This is a genomic window from Psychroserpens mesophilus, assembly GCF_000826645.1.
Taxonomy (GTDB): domain Bacteria; phylum Bacteroidota; class Bacteroidia; order Flavobacteriales; family Flavobacteriaceae; genus Psychroserpens; species Psychroserpens mesophilus.
This window is the reverse complement of record NZ_JXJP01000006.1, coordinates 76,652-98,693: the sequence shown is the minus strand read 5'-3', so window position 1 is coordinate 98,693 and position 22,042 is coordinate 76,652. Positions and strand designations below refer to the sequence as shown.

Here is a 22,042-nt window from a genome sequence, read left to right as displayed (position 1 = left end):
ATTTAATAGATTTTAAAGTTGATTGGTTATTCATTAATAACATGAAATATTTTAAACATGTTTTTGGATTTAGTTTTTGGCACCTCAGAAATCAAAGCGTATTTACCAGGCTTTAAATCGGCATAAAAATAACCAGTGCTTCCTGCAGGCATATCATTGACACCACCCAAAAATGTGACACCATTTGGAACAGGTGTAATTAATCCTTTAGGATCAGACCAATCCATCCAGGCTTCCAACTCCTCTTCGTTAGCATAATCTTCAAGTTTAACCAAATTCACATCATGCCATATAAAATTCTCGTGCGGCTTTTGATCTTTTACAAATACCGAAAAAACATGTTTCCCTTTTGTTATGTCTTTGTCATAAGAGATGCCTTCTTCAGCTGAAAGTGTAATATTAATGGTAGCATCAGGTGGTGAATTGCCACTATCGACTTCTGTTACGATAATAGGTTTAGCCATTCCCATTAAGGTATGAAACATCCCATTGGGCATTTTCACATAGCATTCCATAATGTAATAACCAGGATCTAATTTGATTGTTGTAGTAGCTGTATGCTTAGGTGCAATAAGGCCAGTTCCTCCAGAAAACACGATATCGAAATACCATTTTGGAAGCTTATTGAATTCGGAAAAACCTTCTTCAGATTTTCCTTTATTAATCAAATCCATTCCATTTGCAAAAACAGGAGCCACATCAGTTAACGTGTTTTCAACAGTTTTTCCTTCAGGATATTTATCTAGTAAAAAGAAATGCGTTTCGTTTGAAAGGTTTTCATATTTAAACGTATTCCAACCTGATGGAATCGTGTCCACAGATTGAAAATCCATACTTCGTGTTTTCACACGTATCACATTTGATGGCTCTTTTACTAACTCTTCGATCTCAACAATTGTTTCGTTAGTAGATTCTGATTTTTTTTCAGTTTTACAATTAAAAAACATACATAACACCAGTAGTGTTATAAATATGGGCTGGTTAATAGTTTTCATAATTTATATTTTAAATTATTGATTTAAGATTAGTTGATGATTATTTTTTGAGTAAAATCTCCTCGATTAGTTTTTACTTTGAGTATATATATTCCTGCTTGATAAGCACTAACATCAATTTGATTACTACTTTGTTCAGAAGCATACAATTCTTTTCCAAAAAGATCATATATAATAACACTTCTCAGCGCATTTGCTGTTGAAATATGTAAAGTCTCTGAAACTGGGTTTGGATAAACTATTAACTTGTTTTCTTCAAAATTGTTAGTAGATAATGTATTTCTGTTTAAAACCACTAAAGAAGTGGTTACAGGTAATCTACCGTTTTGAGAATCAAAATCAACAGTTTTAGTAAATGTTGAGTTTTGTGGATTGAACTCGAATACAGTTCCCAAATTGTGTACACCACCTTTAGAAGTCACTCCGTAAAGTTTATTATTGAGAAGTGTTAGACTCCCAAGCGGATTAGCACCTGTTAGCGCATCATTGAAGTCGAAAACTTTAGTATATGTATTCGTTTGAATATTAAACTGAAAAATGACACCATCACCATTTGCTCCACCTTCAGAAGTCATTCCGTAAAGCGTATTAAGATCAAACTGAAGCAAATTACCATAAGGTCGAGAACCATTTACTCCATCATATTCCAATTCATGTAGCTTGTTAAAACCTGTTGTAAGATCGTATTCAAAAATTACACCTCCTCCTTGCAGTCCGCCATCAGAAGTCATTCCATAGAGTTTTCCATTTAAGGCTTCAATTAAACCTCCATTTGGAAATGCACCGCTTTCTAAATTAAAATCATGAATTTTAGCATATTGGTTAGAATTTATATCATATTCAAAAATAGTCCCTGCAGGTGCATTGATTTCCATAAAGACACCTTCACCACCAACAGAGGTCATTCCGTAAATTTTATTATTAGAAGCTTGCAATAAATCTCCCAAAGGCGTACCTCCTAACTCATCACTAAAGTCATGCTTTTTAGAATATGTATTTGACGATAAATCAAACTCAAAAAACACACCTAAATTATTATTTCCGCCACGATATGCTGTACCATATAATTTTCCGTTAGAAGCTTCCAATAAGCTGGCTCTTGGAGCAATACCAAGTTCATTATTATTAACCTCATCAAAGCTATGCAATCTTGCATAAAGGTTATTTACTGGATTGAATTCAAAAATTGCTCCTGTATCGTTAACTCCACCACGAAACGTTAATCCGTAAAATTTTTGATGATTCTCAGAATACGTTAAACTTCCATCAGGCCCTGCTCCATCTTTTGAACTATTAAACTTGAAAATTGGACTGTAGATGTTTGTCGTTATGTCGAAACTATAAAACATGCTATTAAAGCTATCAACATTGCCATATACAGTTTTGTTAGTAATACCATATAGTTTACCATCTGATGCTTCCAAAAGGCTTCCATAAGGATAATGACCTGAATTGTAATTAAAACCATAAAGCAAACTAGATATATTGCTCAAAGGATCATATTCGAATAAAGAGCCAATCTCACTAGCACCACCATATCTAGTTACACCATAAAGCTTGTTATTTGATGCTAATGTAAGATTAGAACCAGGCCCATAACCTAAATTATTGGAATCTCCAAAATCGACCAAAGTTGTATATGTGCTCGTTGTAATATTGTATTTAAAAAGGATCCCATAATCATACAAACCTCCTTCATCAGTTGTACCAAAGAGTTCTAGAGAATTGTTGGGACCTTCAATTAATGTGCCTAAAGGATATTTTCCTGAGGTTTCAGTAGATCCAAAATTGTATAAACTTGTTAGTGTGTTGGTAACAAAATCATATTGAAATAATACGCCAAAGCCATAATTCCCACCTCCGCTAGTGAGACCATATAACTTTGCATCACTGGCTTCAAACAGAGATCCGTATGGTATTGCTCCTGGATTTAATGCATTGTCATCAAAATCTATTTTTTTTGTATAAGTGTTGGTGTTAATATCGAATTCAAAAATAACACCATTGTCAAAATTTCCTCCAACAGAGGTCATACCGTATAATTTTCCATTAGAAGCATAGATGAGATCAGCTTCAGGAGCTCCACCACTTGGGGCATCAAAATCATGTAGTTTAGTAAAGACATTTTGTACATAGTCATATTCAAAAATAACGCCATCACCATGATTTCCTCCTTCTCTAGTCAAACCATAAAGCTTATTATTAACTTCAATGAGTGATCCTTGTGGCCGATTTCCATTTGTAGAAATTATTGTACCATACTCATCTACACCAAACCTAAATTTGGTTTCAAATACATTGGTTGTAGAATCGTACTCATATAAAACACCACTTGTGCTATCACTATCATAGTAAACACCATTTAAATAAAATCCAGAATACGGAGACAAACCATAAAATTTACCATTTGAGGCTTGTATTACTCCGCTTTCAATGTCATAGCCATCCGTTTTAAAAAAATCGTACTGGACCTCTAGATTTTCGGCATTTTCATCGGTTTTAAAGATGGTTCCCATATCAGATTTTCCGCCTCTAAAAGTCATTCCCCATAATTCAAAATCTTCTTGCGATAGAATCGTGTTAGGTAACAACATTATAATTAATGCCAGTATTTTATTGTAAATTTTTGCTTTCATATTATGTATTCAAATTACTGTAGAACTCAAACCAGCCAGAACTGGTAATTTCTAAGTTTTACTTTTGTTGGTTTATATCTACTTATATTATTCTGAAATGTTGTATTCAAAGTTTGCAGTAATGTTATATAACAACTCCCCAGGAGGTGTAGTAGGACTAGTGAAATAATTGCTAAATAGTTGATTTCCTGAAGCTCCAATAGTTCCTTTAATATGCTTCAGCGTAAGAATACCTAACTCGTTTGTTGTTTCTTCATATTCTGTAATACTAACTACGATATTTTTAGATAATAAATTAGTTGACGCATCATTATCCAAATCATTATCATGATCGTAAAAAATATCCTCATCATCTACCGATACAATCAGATATTGAGTGGGTTGAAACGTAATTAATCCTGTAGATCCTGTTTGGAATTCTCCTAGGACTTTAGAGCCTGTACCTGCAGAAAAAGTCATCTCGACACTTCTTTCTACTTCGCCATTTGATCCAATATAGCCATAGATTAAAGTGACCAGTTTTTCACTACCCAAATCAGTGTCTTCAAAATAAACGTGACCTGATATGAATATAAAGTTGTCTTCAGTATCTTGCTCTCGGCTTATCATTATGTTAGTGCCATTTACAACACCTGTTCCGTTTAATGAATATGTAATATTTGAAATACCACTAGAAGGGTTATTGTTATCAGGATTTTCGTCATCACTACTTGAGCATGAGATAAACATTGATAGCATCATACATACTGTTATTGTATTAAACGATTTTAAAATTGATTGTGTTTTCATTTTAATTCAAGTTTTTAGTTTTTTTTAAGCATTTGTGTACCAGAATAAAAATCCATGGTTTGATAATTTGCTGTTTCAATTGATGTTTTTTTATTTTTCAATGACTTGGCTACGATGATGACATTATTTTTAGATTTCTTTTTATCTATCATCTCCATTTTTAAAATAAGTCCATTAGAAAACTGAGCTGAAATTTTTGGATCTATATCTGGCAACTCCATATTTTTATTACCGCTAAAACTCATAAAATTACTGAGTTTAATGGGTGCTTCAGAAGTATGATATACTTTAATAATATATTTATCATCCTCTATTTGCAACCCTTTACAATTAAATCCTAAAATGGTTTTTAGTCCTAATTCAGTGGTTTTAAAATCTGTTTTATCATTAGTTTTTCGTACTTCTGGAATGGGATGCAATTGCATGAATTTTTGACCTTGCCCTTCCATAAACATGATCATGGTATTTAGATTAGAATCGAAAAGCATCGTAGAATTACCCATATCTTTTGATCCATTTTGAGCTATTTGAGTGGCCTGATACATAGCTCCGTCTTTAATTAAAAAAGTCATATCCATCACCTCCTTTTTTCTAGTATTTAACACCATTTCAGTTTTTAATTGCCAGTCAAAATCATAAGATTGTGGCAAATCATTTGCTGTTACTTTGTGATTTTTTAAAGCGTTTTTTACCGATTTTACTTGTCCTTTAGAATCGCTAGTATCGTAATCATCCTCGTCAATGTCTTTTTTAGGTTGGTCTCCATCTTTAACAATATGATCCATCACGCCTTCCATAAGGCCTTGACCTTGCCCTCTTACTTCTCTAGCTTGAGGGAGGTGCACCTCTACTGGAGTATAATTATATACCAAAAGGCTTTTACCTGGAGGAACCATACTCATACTGTACATATCATCTGTTAAAGGTGCACTCTCAAGTTTGTTTGAATACACTTCGGTTAACCTACTTTTGGAATCAAACAACACATAATTTCCGTGAAAACCTGGTTCGTTTATAAGTTCAAACTTTGTGTAAGTCTCTCCTCTAATAATTTGCGTCGACTCTTTATAATCTGCATATCTAAAATCGTCTGGCTTATATATAAATGCAAATTCTACAATCCCATTAAAAGGGTTAGCTGTCATACCCAAATCATTTTGTTTTTGTAGTTGTGCCATAAAAGGCTCAGGAGGTAATTTATAAGCTTCTAACATCATGGTTGGCACCATCATTCCCTGACTTTGAAGCGCAACGATAGATGTTTTAGTGTATTCGCCATCTCTAAATGTATAGATAAAGCCTTCACTATCTATATAGCTTGGTTTAGGCATATCATCTTGAATGCTTCTAACAGCAACTTCATTAGCATCAAAATACTGGGTTTGGTTAAGTGTGCCATTTTCCATTATCTTGATTTCCAAGTCAGCTTTAAAAAATTCATTTTTTGCTTTAGTATTTTTGCTTAAAGCTGAGTTTTCTACTTCTGTGTTAGAATGTTGTTCATCGGCCTCTTTATTTTCTTTTTTGTTTATGGCACCATCTATTGTTTTATCTGTCTTTTTAGAAACCTCTTTATCTGTTCTATTTAAAATGGTACGTTCGGCAGCTTGTTCAGCTTTCTTCTTTAATTTTTTGAGTAATTGCGCTTCTGAATTAGCTGTTATAAAGAAACAGAGTAATAGTATTAGGATACCTTTTGTTTTCATAATGTACTCGATTTTATATCTTCTATATTCATTTTTATTTTATGAGTAAATGATTTAATAAATTAAAAGAGAATTGTCACTTAAGTCATATTCAATTAATTTGAAAAAACATATACCATAATTTATTTAACTAACTAACAAACAACACTTTAAATTTAGTTTTTAATTTTAAAACTCAGATGAATACTTTATGGATGGAATTAAATAATGTGTGTTTAACCAGATTAAAGTTGTAATTTGTATTTATACAAACACCATTCGATTTTTACCATTCGTATATTATTTGATACCAAATATGTATTTATTCATATCATACAAATGGTTTTAATACCGATTTAATTTTGTTGTACATATATTTGGAATAGAAACTCTATAAACTATGATAAAAGCGATAATAGTAGATGATGAACTAAACGCAATCAAAAATTTGAAATGGGAAATTGAAAATTTTGGTGATGATATCATAGTTTGTGATACGTTTACAAATCCTATTGAAGCTATTTCTGCTATCAACTACTTAAAACCAGATTGTGTTTTTTTAGATATCGAAATGCCTGAAATGGATGGATTTCAACTATTAAGTGAATTAAGTTTTAGAGATTTTGATTTAATAATCACAACCGCTTATGACAACTATGCCATTAAGGCCTTTAAAGCACATGCTATTGATTATCTTATGAAACCAATCGATTCTGATGATTTGTTAGAAACCATAACTCGTGTTAGAAACAATCAAAAACAAAATTCTTTGGGTGAAGAAGTGAAAAAAATTATAGAAAGTTTAAAACCTATTGAAAAACCTAAGCGATTAGCATTACCACTAGTAGGAAAAACCATTTATGTTGACATGGAAGACATCATATATTGTAAATCTGATGGGAATTATACAGAAATACATTTAATAAATAATGAAAAACAAATGCTGTCAAAGAAGTTAAAAGAGGTTGAAAAACAAACTAGTGATTCATTTTTTAGAGCACATAATTCATATTTAGTCAATATTAATTTTATTAAAGAATTTGTAAAAAGTGAAGGGCTTTATCTTGTGCTACAAAATGGGAGTTCTATTCCAGTTTCAAGATCAAAAAAAACAGAGTTGCTTCAATTATTAAACAGTTGATGAACTTTGGGACAAGATCTGACATCTTACTTTTTTGACTATCCTTTTCAAAATGGGTTTCTAACATTTACCATCGGTATATTGTTTATATTATCTGTATTTCACTTCTTGCTTTATTTTCAGCATAAGGATAAAGTGTATTTATACTACAGTTGCTACACCTTTTTCATCATATTTTCACAAATACATCATTTTAAAGATGGCTTCCTCTATGAGTTGTTTTTAGATGTTCATTGGGTGGTTAAATTTCCAACAGTAGCAACAGAAATTTATTTTATTTTCTATGCTTTATTTACTTTTGAATTTTTAGACATAAAAAGCAAACTACCAAAGTGGCACAAAATAAACAACTACGTATTAGTTGGGATTGGGTTATATTGCCTAATAATACTACTCATCTATCTAATCTCTGGTGAATATAACATTTTATTGAAGGGTTATTTTATATTTACTGTTCCCATGATACTTTATGCATGTATCGTTTACATTCCGTTTTTTAAGATTAAAACCCCTCTCAAATACTACATAATTATAGGTTCATTTATCCTAACATCTACTTCAATTATCTCTTTATTAATGTATGATAATTTAAGACATAATAATTTATCTGTAGAGCCAGCGTATAGCATTTTATATATAGGATTTATTCTCGAAAACGTCTTATTCTCTTTGGGCTTAGGACACAAACAAAAGCTAATTTTAGATGATAGAAATTCATCAAAAAATCAACTTATACATCAGCTTAAAGAAAATGAGAAACTCCGAAAAAAAATACAGAAGCAGTTAGAACAAGACGTTGAACAGCTAAGTAAACAAGCTGAAATTGAAAAGTTAGAGGCAATTAAAATGAAATATGATAAAGAATTAGCCGAATTGAAAGTCTCAGCATTACGAAGTCAAATGAATCCGCACTTTATATTCAATTCATTAAATGCTATCAAACGGTATATTATTGAAAATGAGAAAGAAAATGCTGTATTTTATTTGAATAAATTTTCGAAACTTATACGAAAAATACTTGCCTCTACGATGGAAAAAGAAACATCATTAGATGAAGAGTTAGAAACTATTCAGCTTTATGTCAATATAGAAAATATTAGATTTAACAATAGCATAGACTTTAAAATTGAGATTGATGACACACTAAACTTATCTGCTGTTAAACTCCCTTCATTAATTCTGCAACCCTTTATTGAAAATGCAATATGGCACGGACTTTCTTTAAAAGAAACCAATAGAAAATTACATTTAAGCGTTCAAAAACTAAGTGGAAATCAGTTAAAAATAGACATAATAGACAACGGAATAGGCAGACAGAAATCGGCAGCAATAAAAAAGAAAAAACTCCTTAAAAGGACTTCATTTGGTGTCAAACTTTCTGAAGAACGCCTAAAACATTTCAGCGAAAATTTTAGTGCTGATAGTAGTATTATTTTTGAAGATTTACATGAAAATAATCTTCCGTCAGGAACCAAAGTAACATTATTGATTCCTTTAAAATAATAAAGTTCTAATCCACGATTATTCTTTTAGATACAATGATTTCTTCTGAATACAACTTTAATATGTACATTCCGGGTTTTAGGTTTTGAACATTCACTTGATTGACATGTCCTTCTTCTTTTAACACCAATTGTCCTAAAATTGTATACAGTTCTATAGAATCAATTATTTTTTCAGTTATGATTTTAAAGACATCTGATGTCGGATTTGGTGCTATTTTAAAATTATCTGTAAAAATGTCATCATTACTAAGTACATTTTGAAAAATTCTAACGTAATCAATAATCATGCTACTCTGATTGAAATTTGCATCTATTGGTCCTGCAATTCCTCCCATCGCTATGTTGAGAAGTATATACTGATCTTCATAAAATGGCCATGTAGAATTGTCTTTAACAGCAGGATTATAGGTATAAAATCCAACATCATCAATTAAAAATGTAATTTGATTTGGAGACCAATTTACAGAATACACGTGAAAATCATTTGCTACATCATTTAATACATAGGCTTGATAATGCATTGTATTTCCAAAGCATCCCTCACAAGGCGCATGAATGGCACTACTTACATGATTTGTAGGTCCCAGTCCGTGTTCCATAACATCTATTTCACCACATGCTGGCCAACTCGTTGTTCCAAAACCTTGATTATCCCAATAAGCACCATCTTCATTTATATTTTTTCCCAACATCCATATTGCGGGCCAGGTACCATCTCCAAATGGAAGCTTTGCTCTTACATCAATTCGACCATAGGTGAACGCAAATTTTGAGTTCAATTTTGCTGAAGTGTAATTCTTTGTTTCGCCTTGATCTGTAAAGCTTTCGTTGATAGCTACTATGTTTAAAAATCCGTTTTCAACAAAAGAATTTTGTATACGATTAGTATAATGTTGTTGTTCTCCATTAAACCAACTTCCTCCGGCAGGTAACTGTGTTTGATGAAACCAATTATTAGCATCCACTGCCCCATTAGCATTAAATTCGTCTGCCCAAACTAAATCAGTATAAACTACATCTAATTCATTAGGATTGTAAGGTTCAAGACCATTATCGATATCATCGACCAAATACGTTCCAGATATGTTTACTCCACCATCTATAAAAATTACTAACCTGTTATATGATCCTGTTGCGTTAAAAGAGTCATTTGTACCACTAATTATAGCGTTCGAGAAATCAAAAACTAAATTATTAGTCCAACCTGAACCAGAAGTGTTTTGAACTACTTCTACATCTGGACCATTTCCATTTTCAAACTTCAAATATATATTATGAGCGTTTGGATCGAACTGATAAAAAGATAATGTAATTTGTTGTTCTTGAGCTAAATCTACTGGTATTGTTAAATCAATATAAAATCCTTGCCAAGGCTCTGAACCATCATTAAAGAATTGTCCGACTTCATTTGTAGCATTTTCAGGATCTACATTAAATGAAAATCCACTATTAGCAAAAGCTGTAAATCCATCAGAATTTCCACTAAAATCAATAGGCATTTGTTGTGCGAATCCAAATTCAATTATAAATAGTAAAATAGCCGTAAGCGTATAACATTGCTTCATAGAGTTTTTTTGAAAGATATTGGTAACATCTAGAAGATGAAAACAATTAACCCATACAAAAACACTACAACCTTAAAAAAGGAACTATATTGAGAATAATTAGTTATTTAAAGCTTTTTGAACACAAGAAACCATGTTAGTAGCTCGTTTACTAACTTCTTCTTCAGACCATGACAGTTTAATTAAACAAGATATATTTCTAGCAATGAAGTGATCAGATTGTTCGAATTTTCTATTCTGAAGAGTTTCTAATCCTTGTTTAACTTCTTTAGAAATTGGGTATAGTGATTTCACGTTTTTTAAATGATCCCATTTCCGTATGTAGTGCCAATTATTATCATAGTAGTGAAAACAAGCATCTATACCATTATTTTTAAACGCAGTAGACACTTCTCGTGCAGTTTCTAAGTCTGGTAAAAAGAAATTCAGAAATGCATAACTCTCTTCACCGCCTTCAGGAACTCTTCTAAACGTGACACCAGGCACCTGACTTAGAGCATCACGCAAGATGGTATAATTCCTTTTTTGAATAGCTAAAAATTCTGGCAATCGTTTTACCTGAGCTAAACCGACAGCAGCATGTAATTCTGACAATCTGAAATTATAACCTAAAAACGGATGCGTTTCTGCACCTCTATCCTGACCAACATGATCATGACCATGATCGCTGTAATGGTCAGCATTCTTATAATATTCTGCCTTATTTGTTATCACAGCTCCGCCTTCTCCACAGGTAATTGTTTTTACAAAATCGAATGAAAAACAACCTAAATCAGCAATACTTCCTAATGGTTTTCCTTCATAAGTTCCACCAATCGCCTGACAGGCATCTTCAACAAAAAGAAGATTATGTTTTGTACAGATATTTCGAAGTGCATTCATATCACCCATACTTCCACACATTTGAACAATCATGACCGCTTTAGTTTTTTCGGTAATAGCCTCTTCAACAGCTTTTGGATCTAAAGTCAGCGTGTCGTCAATATCTACAAGAACAGGAATAGCTCCTAGCATCATTATGGCTTCAAAACTAGCTACAAATGTAAATGTTGGCATAATAACCTCATCTCCTGCTCCAACTCCAGCAGAAGCAAGAGCAACTGAAACTGCTGCAGTTCCACTAGAAACTAGTTGAACATGATTTATTTTAAATGTATGTTTAAGTTCTGTCTCTAATGCTTTAGCTTTCCAATGCCCTTTGCGCATGCCATCAAAACCATAACGCATTAAAACGCCGTTATCTAATACATCATTAACTTCTTTGCGTTCTAAATCGCCAAATAATTCAAATCCTGGCATCTTAATATTTCGTCTTAGTTTTCAAAAACGCCATAAACTCTGAAATATTTTTAGAATTTATTTCAGTCAATGCTTTTTCAATCGAATTCCCTTTGTCGTCTATTAAAACTAGTGCTGGAACATTATTACTTTTAGTATAATGAGACGCTAAACGTTTGTGATAAGAATCAGAGGTTACATCTAATTTTAACAAAACAAAGCTGGATGCGTATCTCTTAAAAATTTCTGAGTTGAAAACTTCATCTTGCAATAAATTGAACTTCTCACTATTGGTGTTATCAGTAACAAATACTAAAATCGGATTGTTACGTGTTTCTGAAGTTTTAGTCGCTTCTTGGTAATCTGTTAACCAGTTTTGTGTTTTAGTTTGTGCTGAAAGGTTTACACTAACTATTAGTAGGAATATTATGGTTAAATTTTTCATAGCTTCAATATTAAAAAGTGAATGAAACAAATATAGTACAATAGTGAAGTGGTTCAAAACAATTGTGAAAATTATAAAGTAATAACTGCCTCATCAAGCGTTTTTCTAACTTTTTCAAACCTAGCAAACTTATCATCTTCAGCTCGATAGCCAATCGGAAGCAATAATACTGATTTTAAGTTTCGTTCCTTAAGCTTCAATACAGTATCATATTCTTGAGGAATAAAGCCTTCCATCGGACAAGCATCAATACGTTCAATAGCACACACAGTCATCAAATTACCTAAGGCAATATAGGCTTGTTTTACAGACCATTCCTGGCGTTGTGTTTTAGACATTTTTTGCATCATATGTTTTAAATCCTTTCTGTAGGGTTCTAAAACTTCTGAAGGGGTTTGTCTCAAACTTGATACAGTATCAAACAATTTATCAACATCAGAATCTGAAATATCATCTTGAATACAAATAATCAATAAATGTGAAGCTTCTAACACCTGTCTTTGTTGGTATGAATGTGACACTAGTTGTTCTCTTATATCTTTATCTGAAACAACCAGTAAGCTCACTGTTTGTAAGCCAAAAGAAGTGGCAGTAAGATTAAAAGCCTCCTTTATAGTTTGTAATTTCTCATCTGGAATTACTTTTAAAGGATTAAACTTTTTTGTAGCATAGCGCCATTTTAAGTGATCTATTATATCCATAGTGTTCTAATTATACCTGCAAAAATAAGCTTTGATGATATTAATTAAATCACCTACATCATTAATTAAATCAATATCATCATAAATTGCATTAAAAATATTAGGTTTTATTTGAAAGAAATAAAAAAGGGTTCTATATTTGCACTCGCATTTAGGAAATACCTAATGAGACACTACTGGAGAAATGGCAGAGTGGTCGAATGCGGCAGTCTTGAAAACTGTTGAGGGTCACACCTCCGGGGGTTCGAATCCCTCTTTCTCCGCTTTATAAATCCGTAAATCGCTCAAATACAAGTGTTTACGGATTTTTTGTTTTGTGAATTGTACGATTATTGTACGATTATTTTCATTAAAGGCTTTAATTCGGGATAATCAACTTTCTCAATAATACTCTCTACATTACTATCAACCTTTGGACTAAACAACCCTTTACTCTCTGGATATGTTCCAAGATTATCTCTTTAACGTAAAATGCCCATGATAAGTTTTGCCGTTTTGACGTTCTAAAACAAACCAGTAATCATTTGAAGGCATTTCACTTCCATTAAAAGTTCCATCCCAGCCTAGACCTTTTGGGCTCATCTGTTTCAATAATTTTCCGTATCTATCATAGATATAGACTATATTATTTGGTTCATTATTTGCTCCGTATAGTTGCCAATAATCATGATAGCGATCATTATTAGGTGTAAAGAATTTTGGGTAATATAATAAATATACATCCTGCATTACTTCGCCACATGCGCTTCTGACATGAACGATATACTCACCTGCATATAAATTTGTAAAATGATTTGAGTTTTGAAAATTGATTCCATCAATAGAGTATTCGTAATCTGCATTACCTGCGACAGTCACAATTATTTCATTGTTACTGAGAGACCAGTCTATTGTTTCAATACCAGTAATAGATGGCTCTTCAGAATTAACTACGTTAACAATTAGTGAATCTTCACATCTAATATTATTATATACATTTGTAGCAATTACTTCATAAGCTCCTATTGAATCTACAATAATAGACTGTGTGATTTCTCCAGTTGACCAGAGGTATTCATCATAACCAGTATCTGCAATTAATTCAATTGCTTCTCCTTCACAGATAGACCATAAATCATCCATTGCTAAAACAGGTTGCTCAATTACAATTAAATTAATTATAGTTTCGTCATAGCATGATGCATTTGATAAATTCTCAACCTTAGCGGTTATCTCAATGGTGCTCGTAATAAATGGATTTGGAAGCGGGCTTAGTAATTGATTACCCATATCATCAAAATATGAAACATTCATTCCGGTCTGCCCGTTTAATATGATATCTTCAAAAGCTGAAGTATCAAAAGAATAAAGCCCATCATTATTATCATCACATACTACCACATCTTCGATGGGATAAGCAATAGCAACATTCTCAACAACAAAATCAATGGTAACTTCATCAAAACATGCCTCATTAGAATTTTGAGATAAAGAGTTGGTAACTCTTACAGTAATTGTTACTGTAGATGTATTGAAAGGGTTTGGTAATGGACTTGGCAATGGATTACCATTTCCATCTGTATAGCTAACAGTTATATTAGTTTGATCACCAATTATATCAGATTCTAAAGCGGAAGTATCAAAAGCATATATACCATCTCCATCGGCATCACAAACTACAGGGACAGATACTGGATAAGCAATTGGAACGGATTCAACATGTAATGTAATATGTTGTCCTAAACTTAAGCAATCATTATCAACACTCTCAACACGAATATAAATGTCTTGCATATTTGGTGATCCAACATTCCTGTGATCTGTAATATCTGTAATTGCATTTGTCTCTGTTAATGCATTAGTCAAATTAGTGTAGTAAGTAATTACTAATTGTTGACCCAATGGAAATAAGTTTTCAATTTCTGCTGTAACAGAACTGAAATCAAAAGAAGAAATACCATTAGAATTGTTTCCATCTACACTATCATCACATTCATAAAAATTTCTCGAAAATGTTAATGGAATCTGAGTGGTTGATACAATAAGATTCACTTCTGATGTTTTAAAACAGCCATAATTATTTTCAATTCTAGCCCAAACAGAATCTGCACTTACAATCTCATTAATATAAGATGACGTATTAGTTATAGGGTTATTTTCATTTTCAGCATCCATTTGTGACTCATAAAATGTAATAGTTTCGTTTAATGAATTTGTAGTGATTTCATCAACTACTTCGGTTAAATTAAAAGTACTATAACCATCTAAATCATCATCACATTGACTTAAAGTTACTGATGGCATCACTGATGGCAATTCATAAACCTCTATATTAAATATTGTTTCTGCCACACAATTTATATTGTTGTTATTTACAACTTCAACATAAATTGTTTCAGAAAAATTTGTATTTTGATAATTGGCTGGAGTCGTAATTTGATTATTTAATTCAGCGTCATTGTAATAAAAAACTTGAAAGTCTGAAGAAGATTGACCATTTAGTATTGTAGTTTCGTTTTGGGTTAAATCAAAAACGATTATGCCATCTGTCTCTGTTCCAAAACTAGTGTTATCACAACTTATTATTGAGGGTACATTTAAATTTGGTGTTGGATTATCATAAACCTGAATGTTGAAATTAGTAATAGCTTCAGAATTAGCATTGTTTATATTTCTAACACTAACTATTATATTTTCAGAGGCATAAGCTTCGGTATTTGTATAAGCTTCAGGATTAGTAATTGGCGTATTCGCTATAAAGTCAGCATTAGAAGCGAAATACAAAACCTCAAAAGAAACAGTAGACTGTCCGTCTAAAATAATTATATCTTGGGTTGTTAAATCAAATTCAAAAAATCCATCATTGTCATTATCACATTCTAGGAGATTTTGTGGCTGAGTTGCAATAGGAATTGAAGTTGAAGCTGTACTAAAAACTTTTACTTGACCCGAGTTTACTCCGTTATCATCCCTATAAGGTGCTCCTACAGCTACCCGACTACCATCACCTGACAAGCTAACTGAATATCCAAAACGATCTCCTTCTGATTCACCATCAATGTAATCAAATACTTGAGTCCACAAACCCCCTTGATTTTCATAAATACGTGCTTGTCCTAAATAATTATTATTCCCTGGTGATCCCAGAGCCAAAATATCACCATCTCCCGATAAACTTACAGAAAGTCCTAATTGACTTCCTGCAGCTTCTCCATCTATATCACTACCTATCTGATTCCAAGACCCTCCTTGGTTCTCATACACACGTACGTGACCAGAACCATTTCCATTACCGTCATTTGAAGGTGCCCCAATTGCTACTGTAGTACCATCACCAGATAAGCTGACTGAATATCCAGAAGAGTCTATTGCAGCTTCACCATCAATGTCACTACCTATTTGTGTCCATGAACCACCTAAATTCTCATATACACGTACATGACCTGAAAGATTTCCATTAATGCCGTCATTTGAATTTGCTCCTATAGCTACTATATCGCCATTGTTTGATAAACTAACTGAAAATCCCGATTGATCACCTCCAGCTTCACCATCAATGGAGTTGCCAACTTGACTCCATGAACCACTCTGGTATTCATATATGCGCACTTGTCCTGATGATGCTCCATTTGAATCAACTCCATGTGCTCCTATAGCTAAAACGCTCCCATCACTTGATAGACTAACATAACGTGTACCAAGTTGATCATTAAATTGTTCACCATTAATATCACTTCCTATTTGTGTCCATGAACCACCTTGATATTCATATATACGTACTTGCCCAGCAAAAGTACCAATTCCAGAAGTTCCAGAAGCACCAATAGCAACTATGCGACCATCATTAGATAAACTTACAGAAGATCCTAATAAATTATCCGTCGCTTGTCCATCGATATCATTTCCTAATTGTGTCCATAAATCATTTTGGTAAGTATAAACACGCACATGACCGGAATTACTTCCATTAGCATCATTAGCGACAGCAGCTACTGCAACTGTATTGCCATCACCTGATAAACTTATAAGTTCTCCAGATATATCTTGTGCTGCTTCTCCATTAATATCTTGACCAATTTGGATTTGACCAAACATAAAAAATGGATAAAAACATAACAGCAAAATTTTTTTCATAAATTATGATAAATATGGGTTGTGCTAAAATACTGATAATTTATTATTTAAATATATTAAGGTAACTCAAAAATGAAATAGTACGCTAATCATATTAGAATAAAAAAGTATGTTTTTCCAATGCTAATGTGTATTTATTATATCTAAAAGACAGGTATTAGTGGGTTTATAAATCTATTTAAAATAATGGACGGTGTTTTTTGCAATATAGATTCAAATAAAATTTTCATCAAAACATATAATTACCTAACCTTTGGCAACTCAGGATAATCAACTTTATCAATAATACTTTCAACATTACTATCAATCTTAGTATTAAACAAATCTTTACTCACAGTATATGTTTCAAGATTGGAATCAGGAAATTCAATGTTTAGTAATTCGTTGATTTGGTTCGTTTCCAAAGAATTATCTAGCCAATTTTTAGAATCTTCCAATGACATAATTACGGGTTGTCGTTTTTTTAAATTATGTACTTTCTCAAATAGTGGTGATGCTTTTTTAGTAAGTATTGTAAATGTTATATAAGTATCAATAACAGTATATAAGCCTGCCAAACCTATTGGTGAATCATCGGCACTTTTAAAATAAAAAGGGTATTTCTTTTTTTTGTGGTCATGAGGTTCAAAAAAGCCACTTACTGGAATTATACATCTTCTTTCCATAATTGAATCTCTATAAACAAAATGATCGAAAACTTTTTCTGACCTAGCATTTAAACCTCCTCCATAACGTACTGATTCTTTAAAATAAGGTTTTATGTCATCTGCTGTTTTATTAGAGGGTACAATTCCCCATACAGCTGGTGCTAAAAACTCATTTTTTTCTTGAGGAATCACTAACATATTAGGGTGAGAAAATCCATTATGATGGTATGTAGGTTTATCAAAATAAGGCTCTAACTTAGGATCACTAAGAGACACATCAAAATGCTTCTCCAATCGTTTTACTTTATTTGTCGTACTGGTATGAAAACACATAATTTTGCTTTCATTAAAAATAGGAAAAATGAATTAATTATTTCTCGGATCAGGAATAATTGAGAGCTTCTTACTCCAAACGACACTCATACTGTAAAAATCATATCTATCTGTGATTTTACCGTAACACGCATATACTCCTAAACCATTAATAGGATACTTCTCTACAACATCCGTAAAATGAACTGCATCAAAATAGCAGCCATTTTTATCAATAAAAGTGCTTAACCTCATTAAATCACCTTTATAAGTTTTATTGTATCGAGTAGTTACTAAACTACCATAAATTAGTACATTTTTGTTTACGTGATTTTTCATGTCCAAAGCTAAAACTCCATTTTTCATTTCAACATTTACCAAATGAAAATAATCACATAAAGGAAATCCTAATAATTCCATTTCATCATAAGCATTTTCAATCCAGTTATTATCGAGCTTTGGTAACTTGAATTCTTTATGTTGAATTTTGAAAAGCTTCGACTGATTACTTTTTATGCCATTAGCATTAAGTTTAAAAATCGCTTGCCATAGTAATTCAGTTTTAGTCTGTTTGGTAAATCGGAAGGCATCTACTCTAATTAAGATTGTCAGCTGTTCAATACTGATTAAGACTCTATCAATAAAATCATTTAAAGATTTATACTTCCCATGCAGCTGACGTTCAGTTAGCAGTCTTTGAATGGTATATGACTCTAAATTCTTAAGATAACCAAAACCTAAATAAATGGATTTACCTAGCAACCAATTTGGATGGTCACTCCTATTGATACAAGGCAAACAAATATTTGCGCCTTGTTTTTTTGCTTCATGTAAATAATGCTCTACGCTATAAAACCCGCCACCATTGTTAAGTACAGCAGTCATAAATTCCAATGGATAATAGCATTTCAAAAATAAACTTTGATAACTCTCCACAGCATAAGACGCTGAATGTCCTTTAGCAAAAGCGTAGCCTGCAAAGCTTTTTATCTGATTCCATACCTCAAATATTAAATCATCTTCATAGCCTTTGGCTCTGCAATTAGAAATGAATTTCTGTTCTACTGAAACAAACTCTTGTCTGGAACGGAATTTACCACTCATGCCACGTCTTAACACATCAGCTTCACCAAGTGTTAAATCAGCAAACTGATTAGCAACCTTTAAAACATCTTCTTGATAGACCATCACTCCATAGGTGTCTGGCATTATTTTCATTAAAATAGGGTGTGCATTTTTACGCTTTTCAGGAAAACGATGGCGTTTTATAAATTCATCTTTCATTCCTGATCCTGATACACCTGGTCTTATGATTGAACTCGCAGCTACTAATCCAATATAATCTTGTGTTTGTAATTGTTGCATCAAACCTCGCATTGCTGGTGATTCAACATAATATGCTCCAATTGCTCCACCTGACTTTAAAAGGTTGTTTATCTTCTTATCTTTTTTGAAAGCTTCCACATTTGTAATATCAATTGGTGGCTGTTCAGGTCTATTTTCTTTAATGATTTCTAAGGCATCTTTAATTTTAGCCAAACCTCGCTGACCTAAAATGTCAAACTTAAATATTCCAACATCTTCAGCGATGATCATATCAAACTGAACTGTTGAAAATCCCTTTGGTGGCAAATCGGTTGCTGAATAATAATGAACAGGCTTATCTAATATTAAAATACCTGCTGAATGCACACTCAAATGATTTGGAAATCCTTCAATTAACTTACCATAGCGTAAAACTAACTTTGAAATATCATCTAATTGAGATACTGTAAAATTCCCTTTACTGAGTTTATCTATTTCTTCTTTTGGTAAGCCAAACACTTTACCTAATTCTCGCACTACTGCTCTACACTTAAACGTATTGTAAGTTGCCAATAAAGCTGTATATGGAAACCGTTTAAAAATATACGAGGTTACATCATCTCTATCTTTCCAAGAAAAATCAATATCAAAATCAGGTGGTGATGCTCTAAACGGATTTATAAAGCGTTCAAAATACAAGTCCAATTCAATAGGATCAACATCAGTGATTCCAATAATATAAGCAACTATACTGTTTGCGCCACTACCACGACCAACATGGAAATAACCTTTGCTTTTTGCATAAGAAACGATGTCGTAATTGATCAAAAAAAAGGACACAAAGTCTAACTCCTTAATTGTTTTTAGTTCCGTTTTTAAACGATTTATAACTTTTTCATTTGGCTCTGAATATCTTTTGTTCAGATTATCATAACACAACTTCTCTAAGAGCTTGTAATCATTTTCAAAAGAGTCTGTATATAATTTTAAGTTTTGAGATTTCCTTTTATTTCCGAAACTAAAATCTATATGGCATTCTTCTAAAATTCGAGATGTATTCTCCAAAATATTAGGGAAGTCTTGAAAAGCTAATTTAAGTTCTTCCATCGAAAACATCTGATCTGAAATTTTACACTCTTCAGATTTATCGAGTTTACTAAGCAGCGTATTTTTATCAATTGCTCTTAATAATCGATGTGCATTAAAATCCTTTTTAGTTCTTACAGTAACCGTTTGAAGCACTACTAATTTATCTGAATACGTCTTCAGTTTTGAAAACCGTAATTTTCTTAATTCTTCAATGGAAACACCAATAAATTCATTTTCAGAGAAGGTAGTCTTTTCTAATTGTAATATATTTTCAAAAGGATAGATCACATAACAATTATCAAATGCTGGAGCTAATTCTGGTAACGCTTTTTTTTGTTCAGAATGGTGTGATAAAAACACATTTAGCTCTTTAAAACCTTCATTGTTTTTTGCAAGTCCAACATATAACTGATTTGAGCCATTTCTGAAGTCAATGCCAATGATGGGTTTTATATCTAAGTCCTTAGCTTTTCTAATAAAATTTAGACAAGCAGACGTATTATTAATATCAGTTAAGGCAAGACATTCAACATTGTTTTCCTTAGCAAGTTCTAAAAGCGCTATTTCAGAAAATGTTCCGTATCTAAGTGAATAATATGTATGACAATTGAGGTACATTAGTGTTTTCTATGTGCTAATAAAATTGGTGGTTCTCCACTAAAAGGATTTTGAAATCGTCCAATCGTTTTTGCTCCCATTGAAGATGCTCGCATGATACTCAATTCTCCATAACGACCTCTTATTGTATCCATTGCGTTATACAGACTTAGCATTTCTTCAGTATCATCAAACATATTGATTTGATAATTGCCACTTACAATATCACTAATTTTCACTCCTACTAATCGAATCAACAATCGACGTTCATATAGTTTTTCAAACAGTTCTAAAACTTTAGGAATAATGACATGGTCAGCACTTGAATACGGAATTTTGACTTGCTTGTTATACGTATTGAAATCTGAATAACGAATCTTTACACTAATAGTTCCAGCTAATTTGTTTCCTCGACGCAGTTGAAAGGCTAAATTTTCAGCCATGGCGAATATGGTTGTCCGTAGTTTAGTCATATCAATAGTGTCTTTATTGAATGTTCGTTCTGTTGAAATGGATTTACGCTCATGAAATGGAACTAAAGGAGGATTATCAATTCCATTAGCTCGTTTCCAAATGGTTCTGCCATTCACTCCCAAAGCACTCACCATCATTTCTAATGGCATTTGTTGAACAACGCTTACCTTATCAACACCTAAATTGCGTAAAACCTGATATGTTTTTTCGCCTACGGATGGTATTTTCCGAATAGATAAAGGTGCTAAAAAATCTTTTTCAAACCCTGAATCTATTTTTAATTGGTTGTTTGGTTTTGCTTCACCAGTTGCGACTTTAGACACAATTTTATTAGCTGATAAACCAAAAGAAATAGGTAAACCACATTCCTTAATGATCTTCTGTCTCATTTCCGAAGCATATTTATAACAGCCATAAAACTTATCCATTCCAGATAAATCAGCATAAAACTCATCGACACTTGCCTTTTCAAAAACTGGGACTTTTTCTTTGACAATTTCAGTCACTAAATGTGAATACTTCGTATAAATTGAAGAATTACCACGTATCACTACAGCTTCAGGACACAAACGTCTTGCAACTTTCATTGACATTCCAGAATGTACTCCAAAAGGTCGTGTTTCATAACTACATGCAGCAACTACACCTCTATCTCCTGTACCACCAACCAATAATGGTCTGTTTTGCAACCGACTGTCTATCAGTCGTTCACAAGACACAAAAAACGTATCTAAGTCAAGATGTAATATTTGCTTTTCCATTTGG

General features: G+C 32.4%; 14 protein-coding genes and 1 tRNA gene. 3 read left to right on the top strand and 12 right to left on the bottom strand.

Features of this window, described 5'->3' with window-relative positions; all coding sequences use genetic code 11:
* Positions 1-26 precede the first annotated feature (26 nt).
* From TD18_RS06615 to TD18_RS06595, 4 genes are all read right to left on the bottom strand, one after another.
* Positions 27-995, bottom strand: coding sequence for a hypothetical protein (locus TD18_RS06615; protein WP_040250250.1), 969 nt, complete (start codon positions 993-995; stop codon positions 27-29).
* 29 nt (positions 996-1,024) lie between these two features.
* Complete coding sequence (locus TD18_RS06610; RefSeq protein ID WP_040250247.1) at positions 1,025-3,631, bottom strand: choice-of-anchor tandem repeat GloVer-containing protein; 2,607 nt, start codon at positions 3,629-3,631, stop codon at positions 1,025-1,027.
* A gap of 87 nt (positions 3,632-3,718) precedes the next feature.
* Positions 3,719-4,420, bottom strand: coding sequence for a hypothetical protein (locus tag TD18_RS06605; protein ID WP_152611322.1), 702 nt, complete (start codon positions 4,418-4,420; stop codon positions 3,719-3,721).
* A 14-nt stretch (positions 4,421-4,434) separates the two neighbouring features.
* Positions 4,435-6,126 (bottom strand): DUF4412 domain-containing protein, encoded by a 1,692-nt coding sequence (locus TD18_RS06595; protein ID WP_040250237.1) that lies wholly within the window; start codon positions 6,124-6,126, stop codon positions 4,435-4,437.
* 379 nt (positions 6,127-6,505) lie between these two features.
* Between TD18_RS06595 and TD18_RS06590 the strand changes: the two genes are divergently transcribed.
* Positions 6,506-7,246, top strand: coding sequence for a LytR/AlgR family response regulator transcription factor (locus TD18_RS06590; protein WP_040250233.1), 741 nt, complete (start codon positions 6,506-6,508; stop codon positions 7,244-7,246).
* A gap of 6 nt (positions 7,247-7,252) precedes the next feature.
* Positions 7,253-8,749 carry a 7TM diverse intracellular signaling domain-containing protein gene (locus TD18_RS17480; RefSeq protein ID WP_084205865.1) on the top strand — a complete coding sequence of 499 codons (1,497 nt, stop codon included), beginning with the start codon at positions 7,253-7,255 and terminating at the stop codon, positions 8,747-8,749.
* 7 nt (positions 8,750-8,756) lie between these two features.
* Here the strand turns inward: TD18_RS17480 and TD18_RS06580 are convergent, their stop codons facing one another.
* The 4 genes from TD18_RS06580 to TD18_RS06565 all read right to left on the bottom strand — a co-directional run bounded on the left by TD18_RS06580 (position 8,757) and on the right by TD18_RS06565 (position 12,740).
* On the bottom strand, positions 8,757-10,316 hold the full coding sequence (locus tag TD18_RS06580) for a family 16 glycosylhydrolase (protein WP_040250230.1): 1,560 nt from the start codon (positions 10,314-10,316) through the stop codon (positions 8,757-8,759).
* Between the two features lie 99 nt (positions 10,317-10,415).
* On the bottom strand, positions 10,416-11,615 hold the full coding sequence (locus tag TD18_RS06575; protein WP_040250227.1) for a DegT/DnrJ/EryC1/StrS family aminotransferase: 1,200 nt from the start codon (positions 11,613-11,615) through the stop codon (positions 10,416-10,418).
* 1 nt (position 11,616) lies between these two features.
* Positions 11,617-12,039, bottom strand: coding sequence for a thioredoxin family protein (locus tag TD18_RS06570; protein WP_152611321.1), 423 nt, complete (start codon positions 12,037-12,039; stop codon positions 11,617-11,619).
* Positions 12,040-12,110: 71 nt separating this feature from the next.
* Positions 12,111-12,740, bottom strand: coding sequence for an NAD(P)H-dependent oxidoreductase (locus TD18_RS06565; protein WP_040250221.1), 630 nt, complete (start codon positions 12,738-12,740; stop codon positions 12,111-12,113).
* Positions 12,741-12,918: 178 nt separating this feature from the next.
* Between TD18_RS06565 and TD18_RS06560 the strand changes: the two genes are divergently transcribed.
* Positions 12,919-13,003, top strand: a tRNA-Ser gene (locus tag TD18_RS06560).
* 190 nt (positions 13,004-13,193) lie between these two features.
* On the opposite strand, the gene TD18_RS06555 is transcribed toward TD18_RS06560, so the two are convergent.
* The 4 genes from TD18_RS06555 to TD18_RS06540 all read right to left on the bottom strand — a co-directional run bounded on the left by TD18_RS06555 (position 13,194) and on the right by TD18_RS06540 (position 22,038).
* Positions 13,194-16,853 (bottom strand): T9SS type B sorting domain-containing protein, encoded by a 3,660-nt coding sequence (locus tag TD18_RS06555; protein ID WP_084205864.1) that lies wholly within the window; start codon positions 16,851-16,853, stop codon positions 13,194-13,196.
* Positions 16,854-17,095: 242 nt separating this feature from the next.
* Complete coding sequence (locus tag TD18_RS06550; protein ID WP_040250214.1) at positions 17,096-17,833, bottom strand: SOS response-associated peptidase; 738 nt, start codon at positions 17,831-17,833, stop codon at positions 17,096-17,098.
* 33 nt (positions 17,834-17,866) lie between these two features.
* The gene (locus tag TD18_RS06545) at positions 17,867-20,824 is read right to left on the bottom strand and encodes a DNA polymerase III subunit alpha (protein WP_040250211.1); all 2,958 of its coding nucleotides are present in this window, start codon (positions 20,822-20,824) and stop codon (positions 17,867-17,869) included.
* Positions 20,824-22,038, bottom strand: coding sequence for a DNA polymerase Y family protein (locus TD18_RS06540; protein ID WP_040250208.1), 1,215 nt, complete (start codon positions 22,036-22,038; stop codon positions 20,824-20,826). The genes TD18_RS06545 and TD18_RS06540 overlap by 1 nt, the downstream gene beginning before the upstream one ends.
* Positions 22,039-22,042 lie beyond the last annotated feature (4 nt).

What these genes read in the sequence shown, in the direction of transcription:
- TD18_RS06615 (WP_040250250.1), bottom strand. Translation starts at nt 995, where the DNA reads ATGAAAACTATTAACCAGCCCATATTTATAACACTACTGGTGTTATGT.
- TD18_RS06610 (WP_040250247.1), bottom strand. Translation starts at nt 3,631, where the DNA reads ATGAAAGCAAAAATTTACAATAAAATACTGGCATTAATTATAATGTTG.
- TD18_RS06605 (WP_152611322.1), bottom strand. Translation starts at nt 4,420, where the DNA reads ATGAAAACACAATCAATTTTAAAATCGTTTAATACAATAACAGTATGT.
- TD18_RS06595 (WP_040250237.1), bottom strand. Translation starts at nt 6,126, where the DNA reads ATGAAAACAAAAGGTATCCTAATACTATTACTCTGTTTCTTTATAACA.
- TD18_RS06590 (WP_040250233.1), top strand. Translation starts at nt 6,506, where the DNA reads ATGATAAAAGCGATAATAGTAGATGATGAACTAAACGCAATCAAAAAT.
- TD18_RS06580 (WP_040250230.1), bottom strand. Translation starts at nt 10,316, where the DNA reads ATGAAGCAATGTTATACGCTTACGGCTATTTTACTATTTATAATTGAA.
- TD18_RS06575 (WP_040250227.1), bottom strand. Translation starts at nt 11,615, where the DNA reads ATGCCAGGATTTGAATTATTTGGCGATTTAGAACGCAAAGAAGTTAAT.
- TD18_RS06570 (WP_152611321.1), bottom strand. Translation starts at nt 12,039, where the DNA reads ATGAAAAATTTAACCATAATATTCCTACTAATAGTTAGTGTAAACCTT.
- TD18_RS06565 (WP_040250221.1), bottom strand. Translation starts at nt 12,740, where the DNA reads ATGGATATAATAGATCACTTAAAATGGCGCTATGCTACAAAAAAGTTT.
- TD18_RS06555 (WP_084205864.1), bottom strand. Translation starts at nt 16,853, where the DNA reads ATGAAAAAAATTTTGCTGTTATGTTTTTATCCATTTTTTATGTTTGGT.
- TD18_RS06550 (WP_040250214.1), bottom strand. Translation starts at nt 17,833, where the DNA reads ATGTGTTTTCATACCAGTACGACAAATAAAGTAAAACGATTGGAGAAG.
- TD18_RS06545 (WP_040250211.1), bottom strand. Translation starts at nt 20,824, where the DNA reads ATGTACCTCAATTGTCATACATATTATTCACTTAGATACGGAACATTT.
- TD18_RS06540 (WP_040250208.1), bottom strand. Translation starts at nt 22,038, where the DNA reads ATGGAAAAGCAAATATTACATCTTGACTTAGATACGTTTTTTGTGTCT.